The sequence below is a fragment of the Mycetocola sp. Y791 genome (assembly GCF_059445325.1).
The window spans coordinates 809693-835445 of record NZ_JCAIUC010000001.1; the positions used below are offsets into that span (position 1 = coordinate 809693).

Annotated in this window: 26 protein-coding genes; 20 read left to right on the forward strand and 6 right to left on the reverse strand. The window is 64.0% G+C overall.

Annotated features, from left to right (window positions below):
• The first annotated feature begins 168 nt into the window (after nt 1-168).
• Genes lysA through thrB form a run of 4 tightly spaced genes read left to right on the forward strand, consistent with a single transcriptional unit; the run spans nt 169 to nt 4896 of the window.
• Nucleotides 169-1572 carry a diaminopimelate decarboxylase gene (lysA, locus tag AC1C2N_RS03755; protein ID WP_495432932.1) on the forward strand — a complete coding sequence of 468 codons (1404 nt, stop codon included), beginning with the start codon at nt 169-171 and terminating at the stop codon, nt 1570-1572.
• Complete coding sequence (locus AC1C2N_RS03760; protein WP_483405679.1) at nt 1569-2879, forward strand: homoserine dehydrogenase; 1311 nt, start codon at nt 1569-1571, stop codon at nt 2877-2879. Before lysA ends, AC1C2N_RS03760 begins: the two co-directional genes overlap by 4 nt.
• 2 nt (nt 2880-2881) lie before the next feature.
• Complete coding sequence (gene thrC, locus AC1C2N_RS03765; protein WP_495432933.1) at nt 2882-3964, forward strand: threonine synthase; 1083 nt, start codon at nt 2882-2884, stop codon at nt 3962-3964.
• Nucleotides 3961-4896 carry a homoserine kinase gene (gene thrB, locus AC1C2N_RS03770; RefSeq protein ID WP_495432934.1) on the forward strand — a complete coding sequence of 312 codons (936 nt, stop codon included), beginning with the start codon at nt 3961-3963 and terminating at the stop codon, nt 4894-4896. Before thrC ends, thrB begins: the two co-directional genes overlap by 4 nt.
• A gap of 166 nt (nt 4897-5062) precedes the next feature.
• On the opposite strand, the gene AC1C2N_RS03775 is transcribed toward thrB, so the two are convergent.
• Nucleotides 5063-6064: an SRPBCC family protein gene (locus AC1C2N_RS03775; RefSeq protein ID WP_495432935.1), complete on the reverse strand. Its 1002-nt coding sequence runs from the start codon at nt 6062-6064 to the stop codon at nt 5063-5065.
• Nucleotides 6061-6306, reverse strand: a complete 246-nt coding sequence (locus AC1C2N_RS03780; protein ID WP_483405683.1) for a hypothetical protein — start codon at nt 6304-6306, stop codon at nt 6061-6063. Before AC1C2N_RS03780 ends, AC1C2N_RS03775 begins: the two co-directional genes overlap by 4 nt.
• A gap of 346 nt (nt 6307-6652) precedes the next feature.
• On the opposite strand from AC1C2N_RS03780, the gene rho reads away from it, so the two are divergent.
• Together rho and prfA are read left to right on the forward strand one after the other, a co-directional pair.
• Nucleotides 6653-9073 carry a transcription termination factor Rho gene (gene rho, locus AC1C2N_RS03785; RefSeq protein WP_495432936.1) on the forward strand — a complete coding sequence of 807 codons (2421 nt, stop codon included), beginning with the start codon at nt 6653-6655 and terminating at the stop codon, nt 9071-9073.
• Nucleotides 9074-9190: 117 nt separating this feature from the next.
• Nucleotides 9191-10270 carry a peptide chain release factor 1 gene (gene prfA, locus AC1C2N_RS03790; RefSeq protein ID WP_108390484.1) on the forward strand — a complete coding sequence of 360 codons (1080 nt, stop codon included), beginning with the start codon at nt 9191-9193 and terminating at the stop codon, nt 10268-10270.
• 97 nt (nt 10271-10367) lie between these two features.
• Here the strand turns inward: prfA and epsC are convergent, their stop codons facing one another.
• Both epsC and cysK read right to left on the reverse strand, forming a co-directional pair.
• Nucleotides 10368-10931, reverse strand: coding sequence for a serine O-acetyltransferase EpsC (gene epsC, locus AC1C2N_RS03795; RefSeq protein WP_483405685.1), 564 nt, complete (start codon nt 10929-10931; stop codon nt 10368-10370).
• Nucleotides 10932-10933: 2 nt separating this feature from the next.
• On the reverse strand, nt 10934-11872 hold the full coding sequence (gene cysK / locus AC1C2N_RS03800; RefSeq protein WP_483405686.1) for a cysteine synthase A: 939 nt from the start codon (nt 11870-11872) through the stop codon (nt 10934-10936).
• Between the two features lie 165 nt (nt 11873-12037).
• Between cysK and prmC the strand changes: the two genes are divergently transcribed.
• From prmC to AC1C2N_RS03865, 13 genes are all read left to right on the forward strand, one after another.
• Nucleotides 12038-12913, forward strand: a complete 876-nt coding sequence (prmC, locus tag AC1C2N_RS03805; protein WP_495432939.1) for a peptide chain release factor N(5)-glutamine methyltransferase — start codon at nt 12038-12040, stop codon at nt 12911-12913.
• A 172-nt stretch (nt 12914-13085) separates the two neighbouring features.
• Entirely contained in the window at nt 13086-13772 is a 687-nt protein-coding gene (locus tag AC1C2N_RS03810; RefSeq protein WP_495432940.1) for an L-threonylcarbamoyladenylate synthase, read from the forward strand.
• On the forward strand, nt 13769-15085 hold the full coding sequence (locus tag AC1C2N_RS03815) for an MraY family glycosyltransferase (RefSeq protein ID WP_483405689.1): 1317 nt from the start codon (nt 13769-13771) through the stop codon (nt 15083-15085). Before AC1C2N_RS03810 ends, AC1C2N_RS03815 begins: the two co-directional genes overlap by 4 nt.
• Nucleotides 15082-15528, forward strand: coding sequence for a Cg1360 family ATP-synthase-associated protein (locus tag AC1C2N_RS03820; RefSeq protein ID WP_483405690.1), 447 nt, complete (start codon nt 15082-15084; stop codon nt 15526-15528). The genes AC1C2N_RS03815 and AC1C2N_RS03820 overlap by 4 nt, the downstream gene beginning before the upstream one ends.
• Before the next feature lie 177 nt (nt 15529-15705).
• The gene (atpB, locus tag AC1C2N_RS03825; RefSeq protein WP_483405691.1) at nt 15706-16503 is read left to right on the forward strand and encodes a F0F1 ATP synthase subunit A; all 798 of its coding nucleotides are present in this window, start codon (nt 15706-15708) and stop codon (nt 16501-16503) included.
• Between the two features lie 46 nt (nt 16504-16549).
• On the forward strand, nt 16550-16786 hold the full coding sequence (gene atpE / locus AC1C2N_RS03830; RefSeq protein ID WP_108390493.1) for an ATP synthase F0 subunit C: 237 nt from the start codon (nt 16550-16552) through the stop codon (nt 16784-16786).
• 29 nt (nt 16787-16815) lie between these two features.
• A complete protein-coding gene (locus AC1C2N_RS03835; protein WP_483405692.1) occupies nt 16816-17367 on the forward strand; it encodes a F0F1 ATP synthase subunit B in 552 nt (183 codons plus the stop codon).
• Complete coding sequence (locus AC1C2N_RS03840) at nt 17367-18161, forward strand: F0F1 ATP synthase subunit delta (RefSeq protein ID WP_483405693.1); 795 nt, start codon at nt 17367-17369, stop codon at nt 18159-18161. Before AC1C2N_RS03835 ends, AC1C2N_RS03840 begins: the two co-directional genes overlap by 1 nt.
• Before the next feature lie 52 nt (nt 18162-18213).
• Nucleotides 18214-19851, forward strand: coding sequence for a F0F1 ATP synthase subunit alpha (gene atpA, locus AC1C2N_RS03845; protein WP_108390496.1), 1638 nt, complete (start codon nt 18214-18216; stop codon nt 19849-19851).
• Between the two features lie 3 nt (nt 19852-19854).
• Nucleotides 19855-20754 carry a F0F1 ATP synthase subunit gamma gene (locus AC1C2N_RS03850; RefSeq protein WP_483405694.1) on the forward strand — a complete coding sequence of 300 codons (900 nt, stop codon included), beginning with the start codon at nt 19855-19857 and terminating at the stop codon, nt 20752-20754.
• Between the two features lie 23 nt (nt 20755-20777).
• Complete coding sequence (atpD, locus tag AC1C2N_RS03855; protein WP_483405695.1) at nt 20778-22244, forward strand: F0F1 ATP synthase subunit beta; 1467 nt, start codon at nt 20778-20780, stop codon at nt 22242-22244.
• Between the two features lie 2 nt (nt 22245-22246).
• A complete protein-coding gene (locus AC1C2N_RS03860) occupies nt 22247-22510 on the forward strand; it encodes a F0F1 ATP synthase subunit epsilon (RefSeq protein WP_483405696.1) in 264 nt (87 codons plus the stop codon).
• Between the two features lie 29 nt (nt 22511-22539).
• Nucleotides 22540-23295: a YaaA family protein gene (locus AC1C2N_RS03865; protein ID WP_495432941.1), complete on the forward strand. Its 756-nt coding sequence runs from the start codon at nt 22540-22542 to the stop codon at nt 23293-23295.
• A 77-nt stretch (nt 23296-23372) separates the two neighbouring features.
• On the opposite strand, the gene AC1C2N_RS03870 is transcribed toward AC1C2N_RS03865, so the two are convergent.
• Both AC1C2N_RS03870 and AC1C2N_RS03875 read right to left on the reverse strand, forming a co-directional pair.
• Nucleotides 23373-23951 (reverse strand): DNA-3-methyladenine glycosylase I, encoded by a 579-nt coding sequence (locus AC1C2N_RS03870; protein ID WP_495432942.1) that lies wholly within the window; start codon nt 23949-23951, stop codon nt 23373-23375.
• A 106-nt stretch (nt 23952-24057) separates the two neighbouring features.
• The gene (locus AC1C2N_RS03875) at nt 24058-24636 is read right to left on the reverse strand and encodes a methylated-DNA--[protein]-cysteine S-methyltransferase (RefSeq protein ID WP_495432943.1); all 579 of its coding nucleotides are present in this window, start codon (nt 24634-24636) and stop codon (nt 24058-24060) included.
• Nucleotides 24637-24752: 116 nt separating this feature from the next.
• Between AC1C2N_RS03875 and AC1C2N_RS03880 the strand changes: the two genes are divergently transcribed.
• The gene (locus AC1C2N_RS03880; RefSeq protein WP_495432944.1) at nt 24753-25736 is read left to right on the forward strand and encodes an aldo/keto reductase; all 984 of its coding nucleotides are present in this window, start codon (nt 24753-24755) and stop codon (nt 25734-25736) included.
• Nucleotides 25737-25753: the final 17 nt, after the last annotated feature.

Sequence of the window (25753 nt, forward strand, 5' to 3'; positions counted from 1 at the left end):
GCTGACGCCCTTCCCAACAACGAGCTGGATGCCCGGCAGCGCATACGGCCCGTGCCAGAATTTGCTGACGCTCGCGATTCCCGCCCCCTGAGGACTTCTCGGTAGGATTTGGGAGTCTCCACCGCACCCTCACGCGGTACTCCATCACCCGCACGATTGGTTTCTGCCGTGGCTTCTCACCCACTCGCCCCCGCGTGGCTGGCGGTTCCCGACGACGCCAATTTCCTCTCTCCAGCGGTGTTCAGCCGAAACATCGGCCGCGATGACAGCGGAGCGCTGACGGTTGCCGGTGTTCCGGCCACCGAGATCGCCGAGACGTTCGGAACGCCCGTCTACGTCTTCGACGAAGCCGATGCCCGCGAACGGGCCAGCCATGTGCTCGCCGCCTTCTCCCGCGAGTTCGAAGCGATCGGGTCGAAAGCAAAGGTTTATTACGCGGGTAAGGCGTTCCTCTCCACCGAGATCGCACGCTGGGTCACCGAAGCCGGCCTCAACATCGACGTCTGCTCGGAGGGAGAACTCGCCGTTGCCCTCGCCGCCGGCGTGGACGCATCCCGCCTCGGTCACCACGGGAACAACAAGTCGCTCGCTGAGATCGACAGATCCGTCTCCGTGGGAATGGGTGCGATCGTGATCGACAGCCTCCAGGAGATACCGCGCGTTGCGGATGCCGCGGCGAGGCACGGTCACCGTCAGGCGGTCCGGCTCCGGGTCAACAGCGGTGTGCACGCGCACACCCACGACTTCCTCGCAACGGCGCACGAGGACCAGAAATTCGGGCTGCCACTCGAGCATGCTGCGGATGCCGTCGCCGACATCCGTTCGTTCGACTCCCTCGAATTCCTCGGTCTCCACTGCCACATCGGATCACAGATTTTCGGTGCTGACGGCTTTGCCGAGTCCGCGGCACGGTTGCTCGCGGTGCACAGGGAACTGCTCACGGCGGGACCGGTGCCAGAGCTCAACCTCGGCGGCGGCTTCGGTATCGCGTACACGACGGCTGACGATCCCGATTCGATCGACGACCTCGCCGCCGCGATCGCCGGCATTGTCGCCGCGGAGTGTGCGCGCCTCGAGATCCCTGTTCCTCTCGTCGCATTCGAGCCGGGTCGCGCGATCATCGGCCCGAGCGGGTTCACCCTCTATGAGGTGGGTACGACGAAAGACGTCGAATTGATCACGGATGCCGGCACAACGGCGACGCGACGCTACGTCAGCATTGACGGCGGAATGAGCGACAACGTCCGGCCAGCGCTCTACGGTGCCGACTACTCCGTGCGGATCGCCAGCAGGACAAGCGCCGCAGAGCCGGTCCTCATCCGTCTCGCCGGAAAGCACTGCGAATCAGGCGACATCGTCGTCTCGGACGACTACCTCCCCGGCGACGTTGCACCGGGCGACCTCGTCGCCGTCCCGGCGACGGGAGCGTACTGCTGGTCGCTCGCGAGCAATTACAACTACCTCGGGCGACCGCCCGTTGTCGCCGTGAAAGACGGCACAGCGCGGGTTATCGTCCGCGGTGAAACCGAGGCTGACCTACTGGCGCGCGACGCCGGATTGGATGCACGATGACTGAATACCGCACAGTTCGGGTGGCGCTGCTCGGCGCCGGGTCCGTCGGTTCGCAGGTGGCGAGGCTTCTTCTCGCCAACGGCGACGAACTGGCCGCCCGTGTCGGAGCCAGGCTCGAGCTGGCCGGTATTGCCGTCCGCAACGTCGACGCCGAGCGCGACGTGGAATTGCCGCGCGAACTGCTGACCACCGACGCCGAGTCGCTTATTGTCGGGGCAGACATCGTCATCGAACTGATGGGCGGCATCGAGCCGGCGCGCAGTTACATCCTCTCCGCCATCAACTCGGGGGCCGATGTCATCACCGGCAATAAAGCGCTGCTCGCCGCCCACGGTCCCGAACTCTTCGCCCAGGCGGAGCAGGTCGGGGCAGAGATCTACTACGAGGCGGCTGTCGCTGCCGCCATCCCGATCATCCGGCCGCTGCGCGACAGCCTTGCCGGCGACAACATCAACCGGATCCTGGCCATCGTCAACGGGTCGACGAACTTCATCCTCGACCGCATGGACCGCTTCGGCGACAGCATGGAGGATGCCCAGAAGACCGCGTTCGAGCTCGGGTTCCTCGAGGCCGACCCCACTCTCGACGTCGGCGGCTACGACGCAGCCCAGAAGGCGACCATCCTCGCGAGCCTCGCGTTCCACAGCAGTGTCGACCCTGAGGGCGTTTACCGCGAGGGCATCGAGCACATCACACCCGAGCAGATCGAGGCGGCCAGGAAGGCCGGTTACGTGATCAAGCTGCTCGCCATCACCGAGCGCATCACCGCAGAAGACGGGACATCGGGCGTCTCCGCACGCGTGTATCCCGCCCTCGTGAGCCGTGAACATCCGCTCGCCGCTGTGCACGGCGGAAACAACGCGGTCTTCGTCGAGGCTGAAGCTGCCGGCCCCCTCATGTTCTACGGTGCGGGTGCCGGGGGAGTGCAGACGGCGTCCGCCGTGCTGGGCGACCTCGTTTCCGCAGCCCGCCGTCACGTCGCCGGTGGTCCCGGTCTCGGTGAGTCCACCCACGCCGACCTTCCGCTCCTTCCCATCGGCGAGGTCGTCACCAAGTACCAGATCACCCTTCGGGTCGATGATCGCCAGGGTGTTCTTGCCGAGGTCGCCACGGTTCTCGCCGACGGCGGCGTCTCGGTCGAGACTGTCGAGCAGACCATCGAATCGACGGAGGACGTCCCGACGGCGTTCCTCGTCATCGGCACGCATGCCACCAGGGAAAGAGCTCTCCAGTCCACCGTCACGGCGCTCAACGCGTCCGGTGTGGTTGAGTCAGTTGTCAGTGTTCTACGAGTTGAAGGAGTCTAGTAATGGCGAAGCAGTGGCGCGGAGTTCTGCACGAGTATGCAGACCGCCTGGACGTAACGGCCAAGACCCCGATCATCAGCCTCGGTGAGGGTGGAACCCCGCTCATCTACGCATCAGCACTGTCGGCTCGAACCGGTGCGAAGGTCTGGGTCAAGTACGAGGGCATGAACCCGACCGGATCCTTCAAGGACCGCGGTATGACCATGGCGGTCTCGAAGGCCGTCGAAGCCGGAGCAAAGGCCGTCATCTGCGCGTCGACCGGCAACACATCGGCATCGGCTGCTGCTTACGCGACTCACGCCGGCATCACCGCGGCTGTTCTCGTGCCGGAGGGCAAGATCGCCATGGGCAAGCTGGCCCAGGCCATCGCGCACAACGCGCAGCTGATCCAGGTGCAGGGCAACTTCGATGACTGCCTCGACATGGCGCGTGAACTCGCCGCGAACTACCCCGTCCACCTCGTCAACTCGGTCAACAACGACCGCATCGAGGGCCAGAAGACCGCGGCGTTCGAAATCGTCGAGGTGCTCGAGGACGCACCCGACTTCCACTTCATCCCGGTCGGCAACGCGGGCAACTACACCGCGTACACCCGTGGTTACACCGAAGAGCTCGAGCGCGGCATCTCTACCAAGCTCCCGCGCATGTTCGGGTTCCAGGCCGCGGGCAGCGCACCGCTCGTCACCGGGGAGATCGTCAAGCACCCCGAGACCGTCGCGAGCGCGATCCGCATCGGCAACCCCGCGTCGTGGGAGCTCGCTCTCGCCGCGCGCGAGGCGACCAACGGTTACTTCGGGGCCATCGAGGATGCCAAGATCCTCGAGGCGCAGCGCATCCTGTCGCAGGAAGTCGGGATCTTCGTTGAGCCGGCATCCGCCATCAGTGTTGCCGGATTGCTCGAGCGCTCAGAAGCGGGGCAGGTCCCAGCCGACGCCACTGTTGTGCTCACCGTCACTGGTCACGGGCTCAAGGACCCGCAGTGGGCTCTTCGCAACGCCGACGGGGGAGACATCACCCCGACGATCGTCCCCGTCGACGTCACTGAGGTCGCGAGCGTTCTCGGGCTGGCCAAGGGTTCGGCGTGAGCCTGGCCGGTCGAAGTGTCACCGTCCGGGTACCGGCCACGAGTGCAAACCTCGGGCCGGGCTTCGACACCCTCGGCCTCGCGCTGAGCCTGTACGACGAGGTCACCGTCACGGTTCGCGATGAACCGGGTGCGACGGTCGAGGTCATCGGTGTCGGCGACGGCGAGGTTCCGACGGACGAGACCAACCTCGTGGTCTCGTCGATGGCCTACGCGTTCCGTGCCCTCGGTCAGGACGTTCCGGGTGTCGATGTCGTTGCGCGCAATGTCATTCCGCACGGTCGCGGCCTCGGGTCGTCCGGCGCGGCGGTTGTCGCGGGGATCGTCGCGGCCCAGGGCCTGCTCGACGGCATCGTCGACATCGACGATTCGCAGTTGCTCAAGCTGGCTACCGAGCTTGAGGGGCACCCGGACAATGTGGCGCCCGCGCTGTTCGGCGGGCTCACCATCGCGTGGGTCGAGCCGACCGGTCCGCAGCACAAGAAGCTCACCGTGCACCGCGGTGTCGCGCCGCTCGTCTTTGTCCCGCAGCACACGCTGTCGACGAAGCTCGCGCGGAGCCTCCAGCCCGAGAACGTTCCGCACTCGGATGCCGTTTTCAACGTTTCGCGATCGGCGCTGCTGATCGCTGCGCTCACGCAGAGCCCCGAACTCCTGTTCGCGGGGACGGAAGACAAACTGCACCAGGATTACCGGGCATCCGCGATGCCGGAGACCTACCGTCTGGTCCTTGCGCTCCGAGCTCACGGTTTTGCGGCTGTCGTTTCTGGCGCAGGTCCGTCGATCCTGGTGCTCGCTGACGGCCCCGGGCAGCGGCTCGAGGCGGCGGAACTGCTGGCGAGCGAGTCCGACACCGAATGGGACGCCCTCTTCCTCGCCGTGGATGTGAAGGGCGCATCGCGAAGCGATGCGAAAGGCGGCAGCCCCAACTAAGGCAACCTCAAAAACGAGACGTCTCCCTCAACCACACTCAAACCGAACCCGTGCGTGGTCGCGCGTCCCCCCAACCACACTCAAACCGGACGCATGTTCCGAACCCGTGCCTGGTCGCGCGTCTCCCTCAAGCACACTGAACCGAGGCGCGATTGCGTGCCCCCATTCACCGAAACACCCGACTAATCCCTCCGCCGACCTGCACCAGCCCGAGCCAGGCCAGGAACCGCTGCAGCGGGCGCAGCGGCCAGCGCGCGAAGCCTCGCCAGCCGCTCGAGCGAGCCCAGGACATCGCCAACCGCAACTGAGTTCCGCCCGGTGCTTGTGCGAGTTCGATCGACAGGACGTTCGCATTGCCACGTGTGGTGTCCGGGTAACTTGTGCGCCAGGCGATCCGAACCGGTTTGGCTGAGTCGACAAGCTGCACTCGCCGTCGCCGGTATTCCCTCTCTACGCGTGCCGGTTTGCCGTCGGGGTGCACGGTGGGGGTGATGGCCAGCCAGCTGTCGCCAACGGTCGGTGTGTCGGTGTCGTCATCGCCCTCGGATTCGATCGCTCCGACACTCGGATTCCATTCGGGCATGCGCAGGGGATCCGCGAGCAGCGCCCAGACCGTCTCGACACTCGCGGGGACGAAGACTTCGGTGTGGCCAGTGATCGAGTGTGGCATTCCCGCGGTGCCGGCCGGTCGCTGCGCCGGGGGATTCGACTCCTCGGTCGTCAGCGCGGCCTCGACCTGGGCCGCCGAGAGGTCGAGCCGGGCGAGAAGGTCATCGATGAGTCCGCTGGGTTCGGCGATCACCTCGCGCAGCACGGCGGCTGCGTCGCCAGAGCCGTTATCGCCGGCGCGTTTGAGCAGGGTGAGTGCCCGCGGCGTCCACTCATAGCCGCGGGTCTCGTGAAAGACAATGCGACCCGGTTCCGGCTGGTCGATCGCGACACCGATGCGACGTAACTGGTCCGAGTGCATGGCATCGACGGCAGCTCTTGCGCGATCGAGCGTGATGCCTGCTGTGCGAAGTGCCCTGCCGGCGACCTGGTCGCTCAGAACGAGCGCCATGAAGAGGTCCTCGAGGTCAGCATTGCGTTGCCCGCGTCGCGACGCCTCTTCCATCGCGGCCAACGAAAGCGTCTGGATCGTCGCTGCGGCGGTGGTGAACGAGCTCACTGGGTCCTCCTGGGTACGGGAATCGAGGGATCTACGCGTTTTGCGTACTTCTTGTGAACCGCCTGGCGGGTGACTCCGAGGGCGTCTGCGATCTCAAGCCAGCTCATTCCGGCGCGGAGAGCGGCTTCAACCTGCTTGAGTTCAAGTGCATCAGCGAGGGCGCGCAGGGAAACAATCGCGCGCAGGCCCACACGGGGGTCCGTCGTGTTCGCCGCCGTCGCGGCGAGCGTCTCGGTTTCCATGTAAGCAACCTATGTTGCTTGTAACAGTTAAGCAACTCCAGTTGCTTAACTCAGTGCGGCGCATCGTTGTGGTCGCCCGAACTGGGGCCAAATCGCGACACGGCGTGACAGTGACGCTGTTTACCTGCCGGGTGCTAGAGTGGGAGGCATCCCGACAGGCAAGCCGATAAGGCAAATCTGGCCTTCGGGTCATTTCTGCAAACCCATCGCCATCGCAACGGCAGTGTGCCTGTGATCTTCGGTTCGAAGAGCAGACAGGGCGCCAGTCAATCTGACTTCCGCCACAGCTGAAGATGAGCTCTCCTGACGCGCTCGACGTGGATCAGGGGGAAGGAACCCACTTTTAGTGACTAACGTCAACATCCGTCTTGATACGGAATCAGGCGCAAACCTCTCGTCCCTCAAGGTCTCTGACCTGCAGCTGCTTGCCAGCCAATGGGGCGTTCAGGGCGCATCCAAACTTCGCAAGGGAGAACTCGTGGAGAGAATTGCCGAGGCCCAGGCCGCTTCCGCTCCCGAGGTAAACGGCGAGGCTCCGGCCACGTCAGCCGCCTCGGCTGAGCAGGCCCCCGAAACCCAGGTCCCCGCGCCGGACGCAGTTGTCGCGCAGGACTCACCGGTTGAGGTTCCTGCTGTGACGGAGGCAACTCCCGCCGAGGAGCCGACAGCTCCCGTCACCAGGAAGCGCGCACCGCGTCGCGCCTCCACCGGTGCCACCAAAGCGGGCGAGCGCGTTCAGGCCGCTGGTCACGTGAACTCCGACGGTGCACCACTCATTCCGGATGCTCCGGTGGCGGACACCGCCGTCGTCGCTCCGGTGGAAGCACCGCAATCGGCCCAGGGCGAGTCAACTCCCGTCGAGGCACAGGCGACCGACGCCCAGGCAACTGACGCGCAGGCAACTGACGCACAGGCAGCCGACGGACAGGCTGAGGGCCGCGAGAGCGGATCCCAGCGTTCAGGCCGCAAGAACAACAGGCGCGGACGCGGCAGCAAGGCTGACCGTGCCGAGAACGCCGACCGCACCGAAAACGCCGACCGGGCCGAGAACGTGACGGTCGAGGTTGACGCTGACGCGGCATCCGACACCGACACCGACACCGATGCGTCGCAGGGCGATTCGTCGCAGGGCGAGCGCCAGGGCCGTGGCCGTGGACGTGGCCGTGGACGCGGTGGCGACAACGCCAACCGCGATGACGACCGCACTGGCAACGAGCGCAACGGTAACGAGCGCAACGGTAACGACCGCAACGGCGACAAGAACGCTGATCGCGACCGGAACGCTGACCGTAACGGCAACGACCGGAACGCTGACCGTAACGACCGCGACCGGAACGCTGACCGTAACGACCGCGACCGGAACGCCGACCGTAACGACCGCGACCGGAACGCCGACCGCAACGACAAGAACAACGAGCGCAACGAGCGCAACGCCGATCGTGCGCCTGCCTCCGACCGCCAGGATTCCGATCGGAACGCGGGCAACCGCCAGCTCGAGCGCGATGACGAGGGTGGCCGTAACGGCCGCAACCGTTACCGCGACCGCAAGCGCCGTGGCGGAACGGACTCGGCCGACTTCGAGCCCGAAATCGCCGACGACGACGTGCTCCTGCCCGTCGCCGGAATCCTCGACGTTCTCGACAACTACGCCTTCGTGCGCACGACGGGCTACCTGCCCGGTTCGAACGACGTCTACGTCTCGCTCGGCCAGGTCAAGAAGTACAACCTGCGCAAGGGCGACGCCGTCGTCGGTGCGATTCGCCAGCCGCGCGAGAACGACAGCAACGCGCGCCAGAAGTACAACGCGATCGTCAAGGTCGAGTCCGTCAACGGCCAGAGTGTCGAAGAGGCTGCTAACCGCGTCGAGTTCGGCAAGCTCACCCCGCTCTACCCGCAGGAACGTCTCCGTCTCGAGACCGAGCAGGGCAAGCTCACGCAGCGCATCATCGACCTGATCGCTCCGATCGGCAAGGGACAGCGTGGACTCATCGTTGCGCCGCCCAAGGCCGGCAAGACGATCGTGCTTCAGCAGATCGCCAACGCCATCTCGATCAACAACCCCGAGGTTCACCTCATGGTTGTCCTCGTCGACGAGCGTCCCGAAGAGGTCACCGACATGCAGCGCACGGTGAAGGGTGAGGTCATCGCCTCCACCTTCGACCGCCCCGCTGAAGACCACACGACGGTCGCCGAACTCGCCATCGAGCGCGCGAAGCGTCTCGTCGAGCTCGGTCACGACGTCGTTGTGCTCCTCGACTCGATCACCCGCCTCGGACGCGCGTACAACCTCGCTGCACCGACCTCGGGCCGGATCCTCTCCGGTGGAGTCGACGCATCAGCTCTGTACCCGCCGAAGCGTTTCTTCGGCGCTGCGCGCAACATCGAGAACGGTGGATCGCTCACCATCCTCGCCACGGCGCTCGTCGAGACCGGGTCCAAGATGGACGAGGTCATCTTCGAAGAGTTCAAGGGCACAGGCAACTCCGAGCTTCGCCTGTCGCGCCAGCTGGCCGACAAGCGCATCTTCCCGGCCGTCGACGTCAACGCGTCGTCCACCCGCCGTGAAGAGATGCTGCTCGGTGCAGACGAAGTCAAGGTCACCTGGAAGCTGCGTCGTGCCCTCGCTGGCCTCGACCCGCAGCAGGCACTCGAGGTCGTCCTCGGCAAGCTCAAGGAAACCTCGTCGAACGTCGAATTCCTCGTTCAGATGCAGAAGACGATGCCCCAGCCGGTTTCCGGTTCGGGTCACGACCGCGATCACCGCTAGCTGAGTTCACGAACCCGTTTGCCTCGAGCATTCGGCCCCCGAGGGTCGTTTGCCCGGGGCAGGCGGGTTTTCTCGTGGGACAGATGGCAGGATGAAACGTAAGGGACGGAACAAGGCATGTTTGAATCGGTAAAGACTCTGATCGAAGAGCACAAGGATCTGCAGGATCAGCTCGCCGATCCGGCGGTGCACGCAGACCCGGCTCGCTCCAAGAAAATCAACAGGCGGTACGCCGAACTGTCGAAAATCATCGCGGCGTACAACGCCTGGCTCGAGGCGCAGGACGACCTCGCTGCGGCCCGTGAGCTCGCCAAGGAGGACGAGGCGTTCGCCGCCGAGGTCCCCGGGCTTGAAGAGGGACTCGCGACGGCGCAGGAGAAGCTTCGCCGCTTGCTCATTCCGCGCGATCCCGACGATGGCCGTGACGTCATCATGGAGATCAAGGGTGGAGAGGGCGGCGCCGAGAGCGCGCTGTTCGCCGCCGACCTGCTGCGGATGTACCTGCACTACGCAGAGTCCAAGGGCTGGAAGACGGAACTCCTCGAGCGCACCGAGAGTGACCTCGGTGGATATAAGGACGTCCAGGTCGCGATCAAGTCGAACGCCACTGACCCCTCACAGGGTGTCTGGGCACACCTCAAGTACGAGGGCGGCGTCCACCGCGTGCAGCGCGTTCCGGCGACCGAATCGCAGGGACGTATCCACACCTCGACGACGGGCGTGCTCGTCTTCCCCGAGGTCGACGCACCCGAAGAGGTCGAGATCAGCCAGAACGACCTCAAGATCGACGTCTACCGGTCGAGCGGCCCCGGTGGCCAGTCGGTCAACACGACCGACTCCGCTGTGCGGATCACCCACCTTCCGACCGGCATCGTCGTTGCGATGCAGAACGAGAAGAGCCAGCTGCAGAACCGTGAGGCCGGAATGCGTGTCCTTCGCGCGCGCATCCTCGCCCGCCAGCAGGAGGAGCAGGCCGAGCTCGACAGTGCCAAGCGCAAAACCCAGATCCGCACCATGGACCGGTCAGAGCGCATCCGCACGTACAACTTCCCCGAGAACCGGATTGCAGACCACCGCACCGGCTACAAGGCGTACAACCTTGATGCCGTGATCAACGGCGCCTTGGATCCGCTGATCGAGTCAGCGATCCAGGCCGACGAAGAGGCGCGTCTCGCCGACATCGGCGACACCAACTAGTCGTTCCACATCGAAAAAGCCGGTCATCTCGCGATGACCGGCTTTTTTGCGACGAAAACGGATGCCGCGTGCACGCGGGTGCACCGCGGCATCCGCCCTAGATGTTGTATTCCGGTTCGGTGAGTCCGTAGGTTTTCCCCTGTATCCGCGGCCTCGCCCGAGCCGGCACGCCGACCAGCACAGAGAGGGCCGGTGCGTCCTTCGTGACGACGGCGTTGGCGCCGACGATACTGCCCTTGCCGACGACGACGGGGCCGATGATCTTCGCACCGGCACCGACCTGTACGCCGTCCTCCAGTGTCGGGTGTCTTTTCTCCCGACCGCGGCTCTTTCCGCCGAGCGTGACGCCGTGGTAAAGCATTACGTCGTCGCCGATCTCCGCCGTCTCACCGATGACGACGCCCATCCCGTGGTCGATGAAAAAGCGGCGCCCGATGACGGCACCCGGATGGATCTCGATACCGGTCAGGAACCGCGCGAACTGTGACAGGGCACGCGCGGGCATTTTCGCGCCGCGAACCCACATCCGGGAAGAGAGCCGGTACGCCCACACGGCGTGCAGTCCTGAGTAGGTCAGGAAGATCTCGACGCTGCCGCGGGCGGCCGGGTCGTGAACGCGTGCTGCTGTAATGTCTTCCCGGATGCGGGTGAGGATTCTCATTCTCAGTCGAGCAGGTCGGACCAGAGCGGGGTGGAGATGTAGCGTTCACCCGTGTCGCAGACCATGGCGACGATGCGCTTGCCCTTGTTCTCCGGGCGCTTGGCGAGCTCTGTCGCCGCCCAGATGATTGCGCCGGACGAGATGCCAGCGAGAATGCCTTCCTCGGCGGCGAGGCGTTTGGCGACGCGGACCGAGTCCTCGAAACTCACATCGACGACCTCGTCGTAAATCGTGGTGTCGAGGATGTCGGGGATGAAGTTGGCGCCGATGCCCTGGATCTTGTGCGGGCCGGGGGCCCCACCGCTGAGGATGGGGGAGTCCAGCGGTTCGACGACGACGATCTTCACCCCTGGTTTGCGCTGTTTGAGCACCTGGCCGACGCCGGTGATCGTTCCGCCGGTGCCCACTCCGCTGACGAAGATGTCGATGTCGCCGTCGGTGTCACGCCAGATCTCTTCCGCGGTCGTCGTGCGGTGAATCTCGACGTTGGCCTGGTTGGCGAACTGCTTCGCGAGGATTGCGCCCTCTGTCGATGCGACGATTTCCTCGGCCTTTGCCACGGCACCCTTCATGCCGAGGGCGGGTTCGGTCAGGACGAGTTCAGCTCCGAATGCGCGAAGGAGCACGCGACGCTCGGTGCTCATGGACGCGGGCATGGCCAGGATGACCTTGTAACCGCGTGCTGCGCCGACGAGCGCGAGCGCGATTCCGGTGTTGCCGCTCGTGCCCTCGACGATGGTTCCGCCGGGCTTCAGCGCACCGGATGCTTCGGCAGCATCGACGATGGCCACTCCGAGGCGGTCCTTGACGCTCGATCCGGGGTTGTAGTACTCGAGCTTCGCGAGCACGGTGGCACCCGCGTCGTCCGTGACACGGTTCAACTGGACAAGAGGTGTATTGCCAAACGCCTCGGTGATATTGGCGTAGATTTTTCCGGCCACGAATATGCTCCTTGGGTAATGGGGACGCAACTATGCGCGTCAGGTTACAGCTTATTGCTGGGTTTATCCGGCCTGTGACGGCCCGCATTCCGGTCGGGGCGCGCTGGCGAGCGGGTAAGCTCGACCTGCGGCGGCACGACCGCAAGGGATTTGCTAAGAGAGCGCATGACTTCTTTTCACACGACGTCGGTCGGTGACGTCAGGGACCTCGCCATCGCCGCACTGCAGCAGGCGGGAGTTCCGGGCCCGGACGTCGACGCCGAATTGCTCATCGGACACGTGCTCGGGATGGGCAGGGGGCAGGTCCAGGCCGCCGTTGTCATGGGCCGCGAGGTGTCGGCCGAGCACGCGGGTGAGATCGCCGCTCTTGTGGAGCGCAGGGCGACACGGGAGCCGCTTCAGCACATCCTCGGGGTTGCTCCCTTCAGGGCCCTTGAGCTTCTCGTTGGCCCCGGCGTCTTCGTTCCCCGCCCCGAAACGGAGCAGGTGGCCCAGTTCGCCATCGACGCGCTCAGCGCAGACTCCGATCCGGAACCGATCGGTATCGACCTCGGCACAGGTTCAGGAGCCATCGCCCTTGCGATGGCGACAGAGGTCCCTCACGCGCGCATTTACGCAGCCGAGAACTCGGTGGATGCCTTCATCTGGGCGAAGCAGAACTTCCGTAAGGTGGGCGCGAGCAACGCGACACTGATCTTCGACGACCTCGCGGGGGCGTTCAGTGAACTCGACGGTCAGGTATCCGTTGTCATCTCCAACCCACCGTACGTGCCGGCAGCCGCCATCCCGCGCGACCCGGAGGTGCGGTTCTTTGACCCTCCCGCCGCCCTGTACGGGGGAGAGGACGGGCTTGACGTCGTTCGGCAGCTGTCAGTGACGGCCGCCCGGCTGCTTCGACCGGGCGGGACGCTGGTTATCGAGCATGGCGAGTTGCAGGGCGAAGCGATTCGCGACATCCTCACCCGCGACGGCTGGCGCGCCGCCGCGACCTTCCGTGATCTGACCCAGCGGGACCGGACGACCACGGCACTTCGCGCCTAGCCAGCCCCGCCCCCACCCCGCGCGAGAGCATCAGTTCCGGGCGAGCGCATCAGTTGCGCGGGATGTTCTCGACCGGAAGTGAAGTTCTGGGCAGGCAGCGCGCGCCCCGGCCGCTGCGACCCGAGACGAATTCGCGGCATCCTCCCACACAGGCTCAGATAGAATCGGCGGAATGTCACGTCTCTTCGACTCCTCCGTGGAATCAGACCTCCTCACCGGCATGCGACTGGCTCGAACGGCGCTTCGCCGCGGTGAGCTCGTCGTGATCCCCACGGACACGGTGTACGGAATCGCCGCTGATGCGTTCTCCCCGAGGGCCGTTCAGCGGCTCCTCGACGCCAAGGGTCGGACCAGGCAGTCACCGCCACCCGTCCTCGTGCCGAGTGTGCAGACCCTCGAGGCACTTGCCGCGGTCATTCCCGATGCCGTCAGGAAGCTCGTCGACGCATTCTGGCCAGGGGGACTGACCATAGTCCTGCCCGCGCAGCCTTCGCTGGCATGGGACCTCGGAGACACCGACGGCACAGTGGCCGTGCGGATGCCCAACAATCGCATTGCGCTCGAGCTGCTCACCGAGACGGGGCCGCTCGCTGTGTCGAGTGCGAACCTCACCGGTCAGCCCGCGGCGACAACCGCCAAGGCCGCCGAAGCCATGCTCGGGGACACGGTTGAGGTCTACCTCGACGGCGGCGAGTCGGCGACTGTCGCATCGACGATCGTTGACGCCACACGGCTGATCGCCCCGGGCGGACGGCTGTCGATCCTTCGTGAGGGTGCGATCTCGCGCGAGCAGATCCGCGACGTGATCGGTGACGTCCTCGAGGACCCGGTGCCGGAGGACGGTGTGTCAGACGCATGACCCTCTACGCGATCATCGCGGCGGTCACCGCGCTGATCACCTTTCTGATGTCGATCGTCGTCTACAAGCTGGCGCTCAAATTCAAGCTCTACCCGTCGATTCGCGATCGTGACGTACACACCAAGCCAACCCCGAGGCTCGGGGGAGTGGCGATGTTTATCGGTGTGGTCGCGACGTTCGCGATCGCCTCGCAGAACCCGTTCTTCAAGGACACCTTCGCCGACCCCGGCCCCATCCTCGCCATTCTCGGCGCTTCGTTCCTGATCGTGCTCGTCGGCGTTGCCGATGACATCTGGGATCTCGACTGGATGATCAAGCTCGCCGCTCAGTTCCTTGCCGCTGGCCTCATCGCGTGGCTCGGCGTGCAGATCTACTCCCTTCCCATCGGCGGTCTCACCGTCGGCTCGTCGTGGATGAGCGCGACACTGACGATTTTCGCGATAGTGCTCGTCATGAACGCCGTGAACTTCATCGACGGCCTCGACGGTCTCGTCGCCGGCGTCGGACTGATCGCCAACGGTGTCTTCCTGGTCTATGGGTACCTCCTCGTCCGCGAGATGGGCCAGTCGAGCTTCTTCAACCTGTCGCTGCTGATCTCCGCGGTGCTCGTCGGGGCGTGCGCAGGGTTCCTCCCGCTCAACTGGCATCCCGCAAAGATGTTCATGGGAGATGCCGGCGCGCTTCTCGTCGGCCTGCTCATGGCGACGTCTGCCGTCGCGATCACGGGGCAGATCGACCCGTCGGCGCTCAGCGCGAACCCGTCAGATGCGGGTGTGGTCGGGCGGAGCCAGCTGCTCGGGGCGTTCATCCCGATCATCCTTCCGTTCGCGATCCTCATCGTTCCGCTGCTCGACTTCGCGCTCGCGGTGATCCGGCGCCTCCGCGCCGGCAAGTCGCCGTTCAGCGCCGATCGCCTCCACCTGCACCACAGGCTCCTCGACATGGGCCACTCGCACTTCCACGCCGTGCTGCTGTTCTACGCCTGGACCGCCGTGATCGCGCTGTCCTGCCTGATGTTCTTCGTGTTTCAGCCGTATTGGTTCGCGCTCGTCTTCCTCATCGTCGGCGTGATCGTCTGCACGGTCTTCACGCTGGCCCCCCTCGGCAAGCGGAAAGCCGTTGAGATCACCGTGCAGTCTGCGGAGGAGGGCACGGAGGTCGCTGAAGACCTTGCGAGCTTCGACCCGCTCGATGCTGCGGCGGATGTGCGCAGCCCGGACGCACCAATCTCAGAAGACGTGGTGAGCCGCGCGCTTGCCGCAGAGCCCAGTTCCGAACCACGGGATAACGAACCACAGAAAGATCAGCGATGAAATCAACACCTATCTTCCGGCAGAGTCTCAAATGGGGAGCCGTCGCATCGCTGGCCATCGCCGTCATCGGTGGCGGTATCGGCTATATCGTCGACGGCACAGTCGGCCTGGGCAGTGCACTGATCGGAACAGCGCTCGCGCTCGTCTTCCTCAGCATCACGGCGGGCAGCATCCTGTTTGCCAACCGGTTCTTCGGGAGCGACCTCTACGTGCCGATTTTCTTCGGGGTGGTGCTCGGCGGCTGGATCGTGAAGTTCGTGCTGTTCCTCGTCATGGCGCTCCTGCTCAAGGACCAGCCGTGGATCAACCCGGTCGTCCTCTTCCTCAGCATCATCACCGGCGTACTCGTCACCCTCGTGATCGACGTCGTCATCGTTTCCCGGTCACGGATGCTGTATGCCAGCGACGTCATTCTTCCCGGCGACAACAACAGATCGCACTGATCGAGGTGTTTAGTTCGCCGCTCGGTTCGTGGGGATGCTTATCGTTTGATAGTGTTGGTATGTATTCCCGCTTGAGCATCCCACTTCGTTCGTGGCTGTCTTGCACCCCCCATTGTTCGTCGTCGCGAGAGCTTAGCTCCACGCCCGAAACAGGAGAGCGCGCTGTTAGCTAACGCTGTGAACCTACTGGTTCAGACCTCAACCGACGACACGTCGTTCCACGGTCCGTCGATTCTTGAATTCTTCCCGGATGTTGTGCTCTTCGAGGGCACCGGATTCGACATCAACCGAATCATGCTGATCCGGTTCCTCGTCGTCGCCGTGCTCATCGTCGTGTTCTGGCTCGGAACCCGGAACATGAAGGTTGTTCCCGGAAAGTTCCAGAACCTCATCGAGATGGCCCTGGACTTCGTTCGCGTCAACATCGCCGAGGACCTCCTCGGCAAGGTCGACGGGAAGCGGTTCCTGCCGATCCTCACGACGATGTTCTTCATGGTCGCGGCCATGAACATCACGGGCATCATCCCGTTCCTCAACATCGCCGGAACGTCGGTCATCGGTGTCCCACTCGTCCTCGCACTGATCTCGTACGTCACGTTCATCTACGCAGGCGTCAGGAAGAGCCCGGGGAAGTTCTTCAAGAACTCGCTGTTCCCCGCCGGTGTCCCGTGGCCCGTCTACATCATCGTGACGCCAATCGAGCTCATCTCGACCTTCGTCATCCGGCCGGTCACGCTGACCCTCCGACTGCTCATGAACATGGTCGTCGGGCACCTCCTGCTCGTGCTGTTCTTCGCGGCGACGCAGTTCTTCGTGATCACCCTCGGTGGATGGTTCATCGGCCTCGGCGCCGTCACCTTCGCCTTCGGCTTCGCTTTCACCCTGTTCGAAATCCTGGTCGCATTTCTCCAGGCCTATGTCTTCACCCTGCTTACCGCGGTTTACATTCAGCTCGCGGTAGCTGAAGAGCACTAAAAAGAGTCGGCGACCGCCTACTCTTACATCACGGAAGGAAACACACGTGGACGCAACAACCGTTCTCGCCGAGATCAACGGAAACATCGCGACGGTCGGTTACGGTCTCGCAGCCATCGGCCCAGCCATTGGCGTTGGAATCGTCGTTGGCAAGACCATTGAGGGTGTCGCCCGTCAGCCTGAGCTGGCCGGTCGCCTCCAGGTTCTGATGTGGATCGGTATCGCCTTCACCGAGGCGCTCGCCTTCATCGGTATCGCCACCTACTTCATCTTCACCAACTAGTCCTCTTTCACCCCTCGTAAGGAGGCAAGATGCTTCACGCACTCGTTGCGGCGGCTGAAGAGGGTACTACCAAGAACCCTCTTCTCCCCGAGACCTACGACATTGTCTGGTCGGCGGTGTGTTTCGTCATCCTCTTGGTGCTCTTCTGGAAGCTCGTTCTTCCTAAGATGCAGACCATGCTCGAAGAGCGTACTGCGGCCATTGAGGGCAACATCGCCAAGGCGGATGAGGCACAGCGTCAGGCTGAGGCAGCTCTTGAGCAGTACACCGCTCAGCTCGCCGAGGCACGTCAGGAAGCCGGCTCGATTCGCGACACCGCTCGCGAAGACGGCAAGAAGATCGTCGCTGAGGCCCGGAACCAGGCAACTGTCGAGGCCCAGCGCGTGACAGCCAGCGCCCAGGCGCAGATCGAGGCAGAGCGCCAGGCCGCTCTTGTTTCGCTCCGCACTGAGGTTGGAACACTCGCCATCGACCTCGCCGGAAACGTCATCGGCGAAACGCTGTCGGACGACGCGAAGGCAACGGCCATCGTCGACCGCTTCCTCGCGGACCTCGAGGCTTCGGAGAAGGCAACCAACTAATGGGAAGCGCTACCAGAGAAGCACTGGCTCAGTCGAAGAAGGCACTGTCCGACCTCGAACGCGTCGACCTGGCAACGGTTGCGGAACTTTTCGCAGCCGGCCGGGTCGTTGGCGACTCTGGTCAGCTGCGCTCGCTCCTCGCGGACCCGTCCGCTCAAGCCGGTGTCAAGGCGACGATCGTCGATCGCGTGTTCGCACGCAGCATCGGCGGATCGTCTCTTGCACTGCTCAAGGATGTCGTCTCAGCGCGCTGGTCAAGCCAGAAGGACCTGCTCGGCGGAATCGAGGAACTCGGACTCCGCGCCGCAGCCCTCTCCGCCGGCCCGGACGCCAGGCTCGAAGCCCAACTGTTCGAGTTCGGCACGACAGTGTCTTCCGACCCGGAACTCGAGCTCGCGCTCGGGTCGAAGCTCGGCAGCCAGAACGCAAAACTCGCACTCGTCGACACCCTGCTTACGGGCAAGGGATCGCCGGAGATCGTCGAAATCGTCAAGCACCTCGTCCTGCAGCCTCGCGGCCGCCGGATCGGGGAACTTCTTCGCCACGCGGCATCCGTCGTTGCTGACCAGGGCGGCTTCTCCGTCGCCACTGTGTCAAGCGCACGGCCGCTCGGCGCCGCTCAGCTCGAGCGACTCGAAAAGGGACTCGCGGCACAGTATGGCCGCGCAATCCGTCTCAACCAGGTTGTCGACCCCGCTGTCATCGGAGGCCTGCGCGTGCAGGTCGGCGACGATGTCATCGACGGCAGCATCGCATCGCGCCTCGGCGAACTCAGACTTCAGCTTGCTGGCTAGCGCCAGTAGACAACGTAGGGGACAAGACGTCTCCACACAGATAGGGAAGAAGATGGCAGAACTCACGATCAGCCCCGACGAGATCCGGGATGCTCTCAAGGAATTCGTCACGGCTTACGAGCCGGGTAAGGCAAGCGCAACCGAGGTCGGCAAGGTCATCGACGCCGGTGACGGCATCGCCCACGTCGAGGGTCTGCCAGGCGTTATGGCCAACGAGCTCATCCGCTTCGCGGATGGAACACTCGGCCTCGCCCAGAACCTTGACGAAGACGAAATCGGTGTTGTCGTCCTTGGCGAATTCAACGGCATCGTCGAGGGCATGGAAGTAACACGCACAGGAGAGGTGCTGTCGACTCCGGTCGGCGACGCATTCCTCGGTCGTGTCGTTGACCCGCTCGGCGCTCCGATTGACGGACTCGGCGAGATCAAGGCAGAGACCCGCCGCGCGCTCGAGCTCCAGGCTCCTGGCGTTATGCAGCGCAAGAGCGTGCACGAGCCGATGCAGACCGGTATCAAGGCGATCGACGCCATGATCCCGATCGGCCGCGGCCAGCGCCAGCTCATCATCGGTGACCGTCAGACCGGCAAGAGCGCAATTGCCATCGACACGATCATCAACCAGAAGGACAACTGGGCGTCAGGCGACGTCAACAAGCAGGTTCGCTGCATCTACGTCGCCATCGGCCAGAAGGGCTCGACGATTGCCGCCATCAAGGCGTCGCTCGAAGAGGCCGGCGCCATGGAGTACACGACGATCGTCGCCGCTCCCGCGTCTGACCCCGCAGGTTTCAAGTACCTCGCTCCCTACACCGGTTCGGCCATCGGCCAGCACTGGATGTACGGCGGCAAGCACGTCCTCATCGTCTTCGATGACCTGTCGAAGCAGGCAGAGGCATACCGCGCCGTATCGCTGCTCCTTCGCCGTCCGCCAGGACGCGAGGCATACCCCGGTGACGTGTTCTACCTGCACTCCCGTCTGCTCGAGCGTTGCGCCAAGCTGTCCGACGAGCTCGGTGCCGGTTCCATGACCGGTCTCCCGCTCATCGAGACGAAGGCGAACGACGTTTCGGCGTACATCCCGACCAACGTGATCTCGATCACCGACGGCCAGATCTTCCTGCAGTCAGACCTCTTCAACGCCAACCAGCGTCCCGCTGTTGACGTGGGAATCTCGGTCTCGCGTGTTGGTGGAGACGCCCAGGTGAAGAGCATCAAGAAGGTTTCAGGAACGCTGAAGCTCGAACTCGCTCAGTACCGCTCGCTCGAGGCATTCGCGATGTTCGCATCCGACCTCGACCCGGCCAGCCGTCGCCAGCTTGCTCGCGGTGCTCGCCTCACCGAGCTGCTGCGCCAGCCGCAGTACTCTCCGTTCCCCGTCGAGAACCAGGTCGTCTCGATCTGGGCCGGTACGAAGGGCAAGCTCGACGAGGTTCCTGTCGAAGACATCCTGCGCTTCGAAAGCGAACTTCACGACTACCTGGGTCGCAACACCCAGGTGCTCTCGAAGCTCCGCGAGACGAACGTGCTCAGCGACGACATCGTCGACGAGCTCGACGCAGCTGTCGACGCCTTCAAGAAGGAATTCCAGACCGGTGCGGGCAAGCCCCTCAACGGCCCGGGTTCCGAGCAGTTCACCGAACTGCCCGCTGAAGACGTCAACCAGGAAAAGATCGTCAAGGGACGTCGATAAGTAATGGGTGCACAACTTCGGGTCTATACGCAGAAGATCAAGTCTGCGCAGACGACCAAGAAGATCACGAAGGCGATGGAGCTCATCGCCGCCTCGCGCATTGCAAAAGCGCAGGCGCGCGTTGAAGCATCCGGGCCGTACTCTCGTGCGATCACCCGCGCGGTGTCAGCCGTGGCGACGTACTCAAACGTCGACCACGTGCTGACCACCGAGCCGGAGACCATCGAGCGTGCAGCCGTTGTGATCTTTGCGTCTGACCGCGGCCTCGCCGGCGCGTTCAACTCGCAGGTTCTGCGTGAAGCCAACGAGCTTGCCGAGCTGCTCCGCAGCCAGGGCAAGGACGTTGTCTACTACCTCATCGGTCGCAAGGCCGTCGGGTACTTCGCATTCCGCAAGCGTTCCTCAGAAGGTCAGTGGGTCGGCGAAAGCGAGAACCCGACCTTCGCAACAGCGCAGGAGATCAGCGCTGCGCTTCTCGAGCGTTTCGTTCAGGATGCGTCAGAGGGTGGCGTCGACGAGATCCACATCGTCTACAACCGTCTCGTCAGCATGATGAGCCAGGTTCCCGAGGTTGTGCGGTTGCTTCCACTCGAGGTCGTCGAGGGTGTCGAAGAGCCCAACGACAAGACAGTGCTCCCGCTTTATGAGTTCGAACCAGACGCAGGGAGCGTGCTCGACGCACTTCTGCCCGTGTACATCGAGAGCCGCATCTTCAACGCGCTGCTTCAGTCCGCTGCTGCAAAGCACGCGGCAACGCAGAAGGCGATGAGTTCGGCCAGCGACAACGCGGACAAGCTGATCACGGACTACACACGGTTGCGGAACAACGCCCGCCAGGCCGAGATCACCCAGCAGATTTCCGAGATTGTCGGCGGCGCAGACGCACTGTCGTCCGCCAAGTAACTTTACGAAGAGAGAAGAAGAGCATGACAGACATTGCCACCGCTCAGGACACGACGGGTGAGGTGAAGGCCGGCGCTACCGGCCGAGTCGCTCGCGTCACCGGTCCGGTTGTTGACATCGAGTTCCCGCACGACGCGATTCCCGGTATCTACAACGCACTGAAGACCACAGTGAACATGGCCGGCGTGACCCAGGTCCTCACGCTCGAGGTTGCCCAGCACCTCGGCGATGACCTGATCCGCGCCATTGCGCTCAACCCGACCGACGGACTCGTCCGCGGCCAGGAAGTGACTGACACCGGAGAGCCGATCACGGTTCCCGTCGGTGACATCACCAAGGGCAAGGTTTTCAACGTCATCGGTGACGTCCTCAACGCTGCTCCCGGCGAGCAGATCGAGATCACCGAACGCTGGCCCATCCACCGCAAGCCACCGGCATTCGACCAGCTCGAGTCGAAGACCGAGCTCTTCGAGACCGGGATCAAGTCCATCGACCTTCTCACCCCGTACGTACAGGGTGGAAAGATCGGTCTGTTCGGTGGTGCTGGTGTCGGTAAGACAGTCCTCATCCAGGAAATGATCCAGCGCGTTGCGCAGGACCACGGTGGAGTTTCGGTCTTCGCCGGTGTCGGTGAGCGTACCCGTGAAGGTAACGACCTCATCGCCGAAATGGAAGAAGCAGGCGTCTTCGACAAGACCGCCCTTGTCTTCGGCCAGATGGACGAGCCGCCAGGAACGCGACTCCGCGTCGCCCTCTCGGCCCTCACCATGGCTGAGTACTTCCGCGACGTGCAGAAGCAGGACGTCCTGTTGTTCATCGACAACATCTTCCGCTTCACGCAGGCCGGTTCCGAGGTCTCCACACTTCTCGGACGCATGCCGTCCGCGGTGGGTTACCAGCCGAACCTCGCCGACGAGATGGGTATCCTCCAGGAGCGCATCACGTCGACCCGTGGCCACTCGATCACGTCGCTGCAGGCAATCTACGTTCCTGCTGACGACTACACCGACCCGGCTCCTGCAACGACGTTCGCGCACCTCGACGCGACCACCGAGCTGTCACGTGAGATCGCATCAAAGGGTCTGTACCCCGCGATCGACCCGCTGACCTCGACGAGCCGCATCCTCGACCCGCGCTACATCGGTGATGACCACTACAACACCGCTGTTCGCGTCAAGGCGATCCTGCAGAAGAACAAGGAACTCCAGGAGATCATCGCGATCCTCGGTGTCGACGAGCTGAGCGAAGAAGACAAGATCACGGTTGCCCGTGCTCGTCGCATCCAGCAGTTCCTCTCGCAGAACACCTACATGGCGAAGAAGTTCACCGGTGTCGAGGGATCGACGGTTCCGCTCAAGGAGACCATCGAGTCCTTCTCCGCGATCGCCGACGGCGAATTCGACCACGTTGCCGAGCAGGCGTTCTTCAACGTCGGTGGCATCAACGATGTCGAAGAGGCCTGGGCACGCATCCAGAAGGAGAACGGCTAGTCATGGCTTCGCTCAAGGTCAGTGTTGTCGGGGCAGACCAGGAAGTGTGGTCAGGGACCGCGTCCATGGTCATCGCCCGGACTGTCGAGGGAGAGATCGGTATTCTCCCCGGCCACGAGCCGATGCTTGCCATCCTTGCCGAGGGTCAGGTTCGCGTCACGGCTGAGAACGGTGAGAAGATCACCGCGACGGCCGCAGACGGGTTCCTCTCCGTTGAGAACAACACAGTGACGATCGTGGCTGGCAACGCCAGCCTGGTCAAGTAGTACCGCCGCAAGGCTCCTCGTAACGCCCCGTGCTTATCCTGCTCCCTCCGTCTGAGACGAAGCGAGCCGGTGGCACGGGGCGTTCGTTGTCTCTCGACGCGCTGCGTTATCCCGAACTCACCGCGGTGCGTCGGCAACTGACCGACGACGTTGTTCGGCTGGCAGCAGACCGGGACGCCATGATTGCTGCGCTCAAGCTCGGGCCCAAGCAGCACGGCGAGGTCGAGGTGAATCGGATGCTGTGGGAGTCACCGACCATGCCTGCACTCGACAGGTACACCGGCGTGCTGTTCGACGCGCTCGACGCGGGAACGCTCGATGCTGAAGCCCGGGCGTTTGCCGGCAGGCACGTGCTCGTCCACGCGGCCCTCTTCGGTCCGGTTGGTGCGCTCGACCCCATCCCCGCTTACCGGTTGTCCCACGACTCGCGCATTCCGGGGGCGCCGATGAAACGCCTCTGGGCTCCTGTCGTTGCGGACGCGCTCGCCCAGCACGACGGTCTCCTGATCGACATGCGCTCCGAGGCGTATGTCGCGCTCGGACCGTCACTCGCGATGCCGAACTCCTTCTATCTTCGGGTTCTTACCGACGGGCCAAACGGCTCGCGCCGCGCCCTCAACCACTTCAACAAGAAGGCCAAGGGTGAGTTCACCCGCGCCATAGTGCATGCGCGGATCCCGTTTGCCCATGTCGATGAACTCTGCGCCTGGGCGCCGACGGCGGGTTTCAGGCTTGAGAAACTCAGCGCGGACTCCGGTGCCAGGGAACTCGCACTACTCGTCTGAGTTTTGTTCCCGGGATTTTGCTCCCTGAATTTTGCCCTCGGGATTTCGCTGACGGAAGTTACCTCACCGGCTTGTCGTCACGCAGCCCGCCAGCATCCCTCGACGTGGTCGTCGACGATCCCCGCTGACTGCATCAGCGCGTACATGGTCGTCGGCCCTACGAAGCGGAAGCCCCGACGACGGAGCTCCTTACTGAGCGCTGTTGACTCCGCGGTGATCGCCGGGATGTCACTGAACGTCGCCGGGCGCGGCGGGAGGGGATCCGGTCGAAAGCTCCAGACGAGATCTGACAGGCTCTCGCCGAGCTGAAGTGTAGCCCGCGCGTTGCCGATCACGGCTGTGATCTTGCCTCGGTGCCGGATGATGGCCGGGTTCTGTACGAGCTCTTCGACCTTGGCGTCTGAGTACGAGGCGACCGTCTCGATATCGAAGTTGTCGAACGCTTCCCGGAAAGCGGGCCGCCTCTTGAGAATTGTGATCCAGCTCAGTCCGGCCTGGAAACCCTCGAGGCTGATCTTCTCGAAGACCGCACGATCGCCGACCAGGGGGGTTCCCCATTCTTCGTCGTGATAGCGCTGGTACTCGGGGTCGTTGACCGCCCAGGCGCACCGGCTCTTGCCGTCGGTTCCGGGAACTGTCGATTCGGAAGGGGGCATGCCGACCAGAGTACCGGCTGGCGAAATGAGTACCCGCGCTGGGAAAAGGCTGGCGACTGTCCGCGAAGCTGAACTCGCCGGTGACGCGTCCATCATCTCCGGCGCGTCACGCGGTCTGGAGAGTTGCCTGCTGCAGTGGCTGCCGGTACTCGATGCCCTCGTGGTCAAGCAGCCACTCTTTGGTGGGCACTCCGTTGCCCTGTGTATACCCGGTGATGCGGCGTCCGGTTGCGAGCACCCTGTGGCACGGTACGAACAGGGGCAGTCGGTTCGCACGCACCGCACTTCCGATGGCACGGCCGGCGAGACCGGCACCGATGTCGTAGCCCAGCTGCCCATAGGTTCGTGATTCGCCGAAGCTGATCCCCGCGAGCCCGGTCCAGGTGGCCAGCTGGAACGGGGTACCGACGGGGGAGAGCGGCACATCAAACGCCCGGCGGGAGCCGTCAAAGTACTCCGCGAGCTGCTCGGACGCGAGCACGAGGACATCGAGCGGCGATTCACGGTAGCCGTCGAGGGGCAACTCGCTCCCTCGTTCGATAACGAGCGTCGTCACGGACGTGCCGTCACTCGTGAGTTCGATCCTGCCGAGCGGGCTGGAGAAACGGAGGAGACCGACGGGGCGGTCGAACAGGGTCGGCATCGGCCCGGGCGCGGGAGCGGGGTCGCTGTGGTGGCGTGTCATGTGCTCGACGGTATGCGGCACAGCGACCAGGGCGGGCGTTTCACAGCATCGGTGGATTCTCGCCGCCGGAGCACCGGTTGTGGGGGAGTCTGACCGCCGACCGGTAGCCTGATCGAATGGCAGACATCGAATATCGCACACTCGGCTCCGGCGGACTTCGCGTCTCGACGATCGGGCTCGGCTGCAATAACTTCGGGCGGCTCGGCACGGCGAGCGAATCACAGGAGGGCACGAACGCGGTGATCTCAGCCGCGATCGACGTCGGCGTCACGCTCTTCGACACCGCCGACATGTACGGCAAGGAGCCGGGGCTCAGCGAGACGCTGATGGGCAATGCACTCAAGGGGCGTCGCGACCAGATCGTGCTCGCCACCAAGTTCGGTCATTCCGGGGCCGACGTCGGCATTCCCGCGTGGGGCGCCAAGGGATCCAGGCGGTATGTGCGGCTCGCTGTCGAAGCATCCCTCCGGCGGCTGCAGACCGACTGGATCGACCTCTACCAGCTGCACACCCCAGACCCCCTCACGCCGATCGAGGAGACCCTCTCGGTGCTCGATGATCTCATCGTCGAGGGTAAGGTGCGCTACATCGGCCACTCGAACCTGCCGGCCTGGCAGGTTGTCGAGGCAGAGCTCACCGCCGGGCTCACGTCCCATCCGAAGTTCATCTCGTCGCAGAACGAGTACAGCCTCATCGTCCGCGATGCCGAGCGCGAGTTGTTCCCCGTGCTGGCGAAGTACGACATCGGCTTCCTGCCGTACTTCCCGCTCTACAACGGCCTCTTCACCGGCAAGTTCTCGAGGGATGGCGGGCCGTCGGACAGCCGGATCGTTCGCCAGCGCAGCTATCTCCTCGACAGTGCACCATGGGATGCCATCGAGGCGTACCAGAAGTTCTGTGACGACCGCGGAATCACGATGCTCGAGGCAACATTCGCCTGGTTGCTCGCCCAGCCGAACCTCACAAGCGTCATCGCCGGCGCCACGCGCCCCGAGCAGATCATTCAGAACGCGGATGCCGCAACCAGCTGGCATCCGTCTGCCGACGACCTGACCTTTATCGGTGACCTGTTCGCTCCCCGCGAAGAGGTGAACGGGTAAGACTCTCCTCGGCGGAG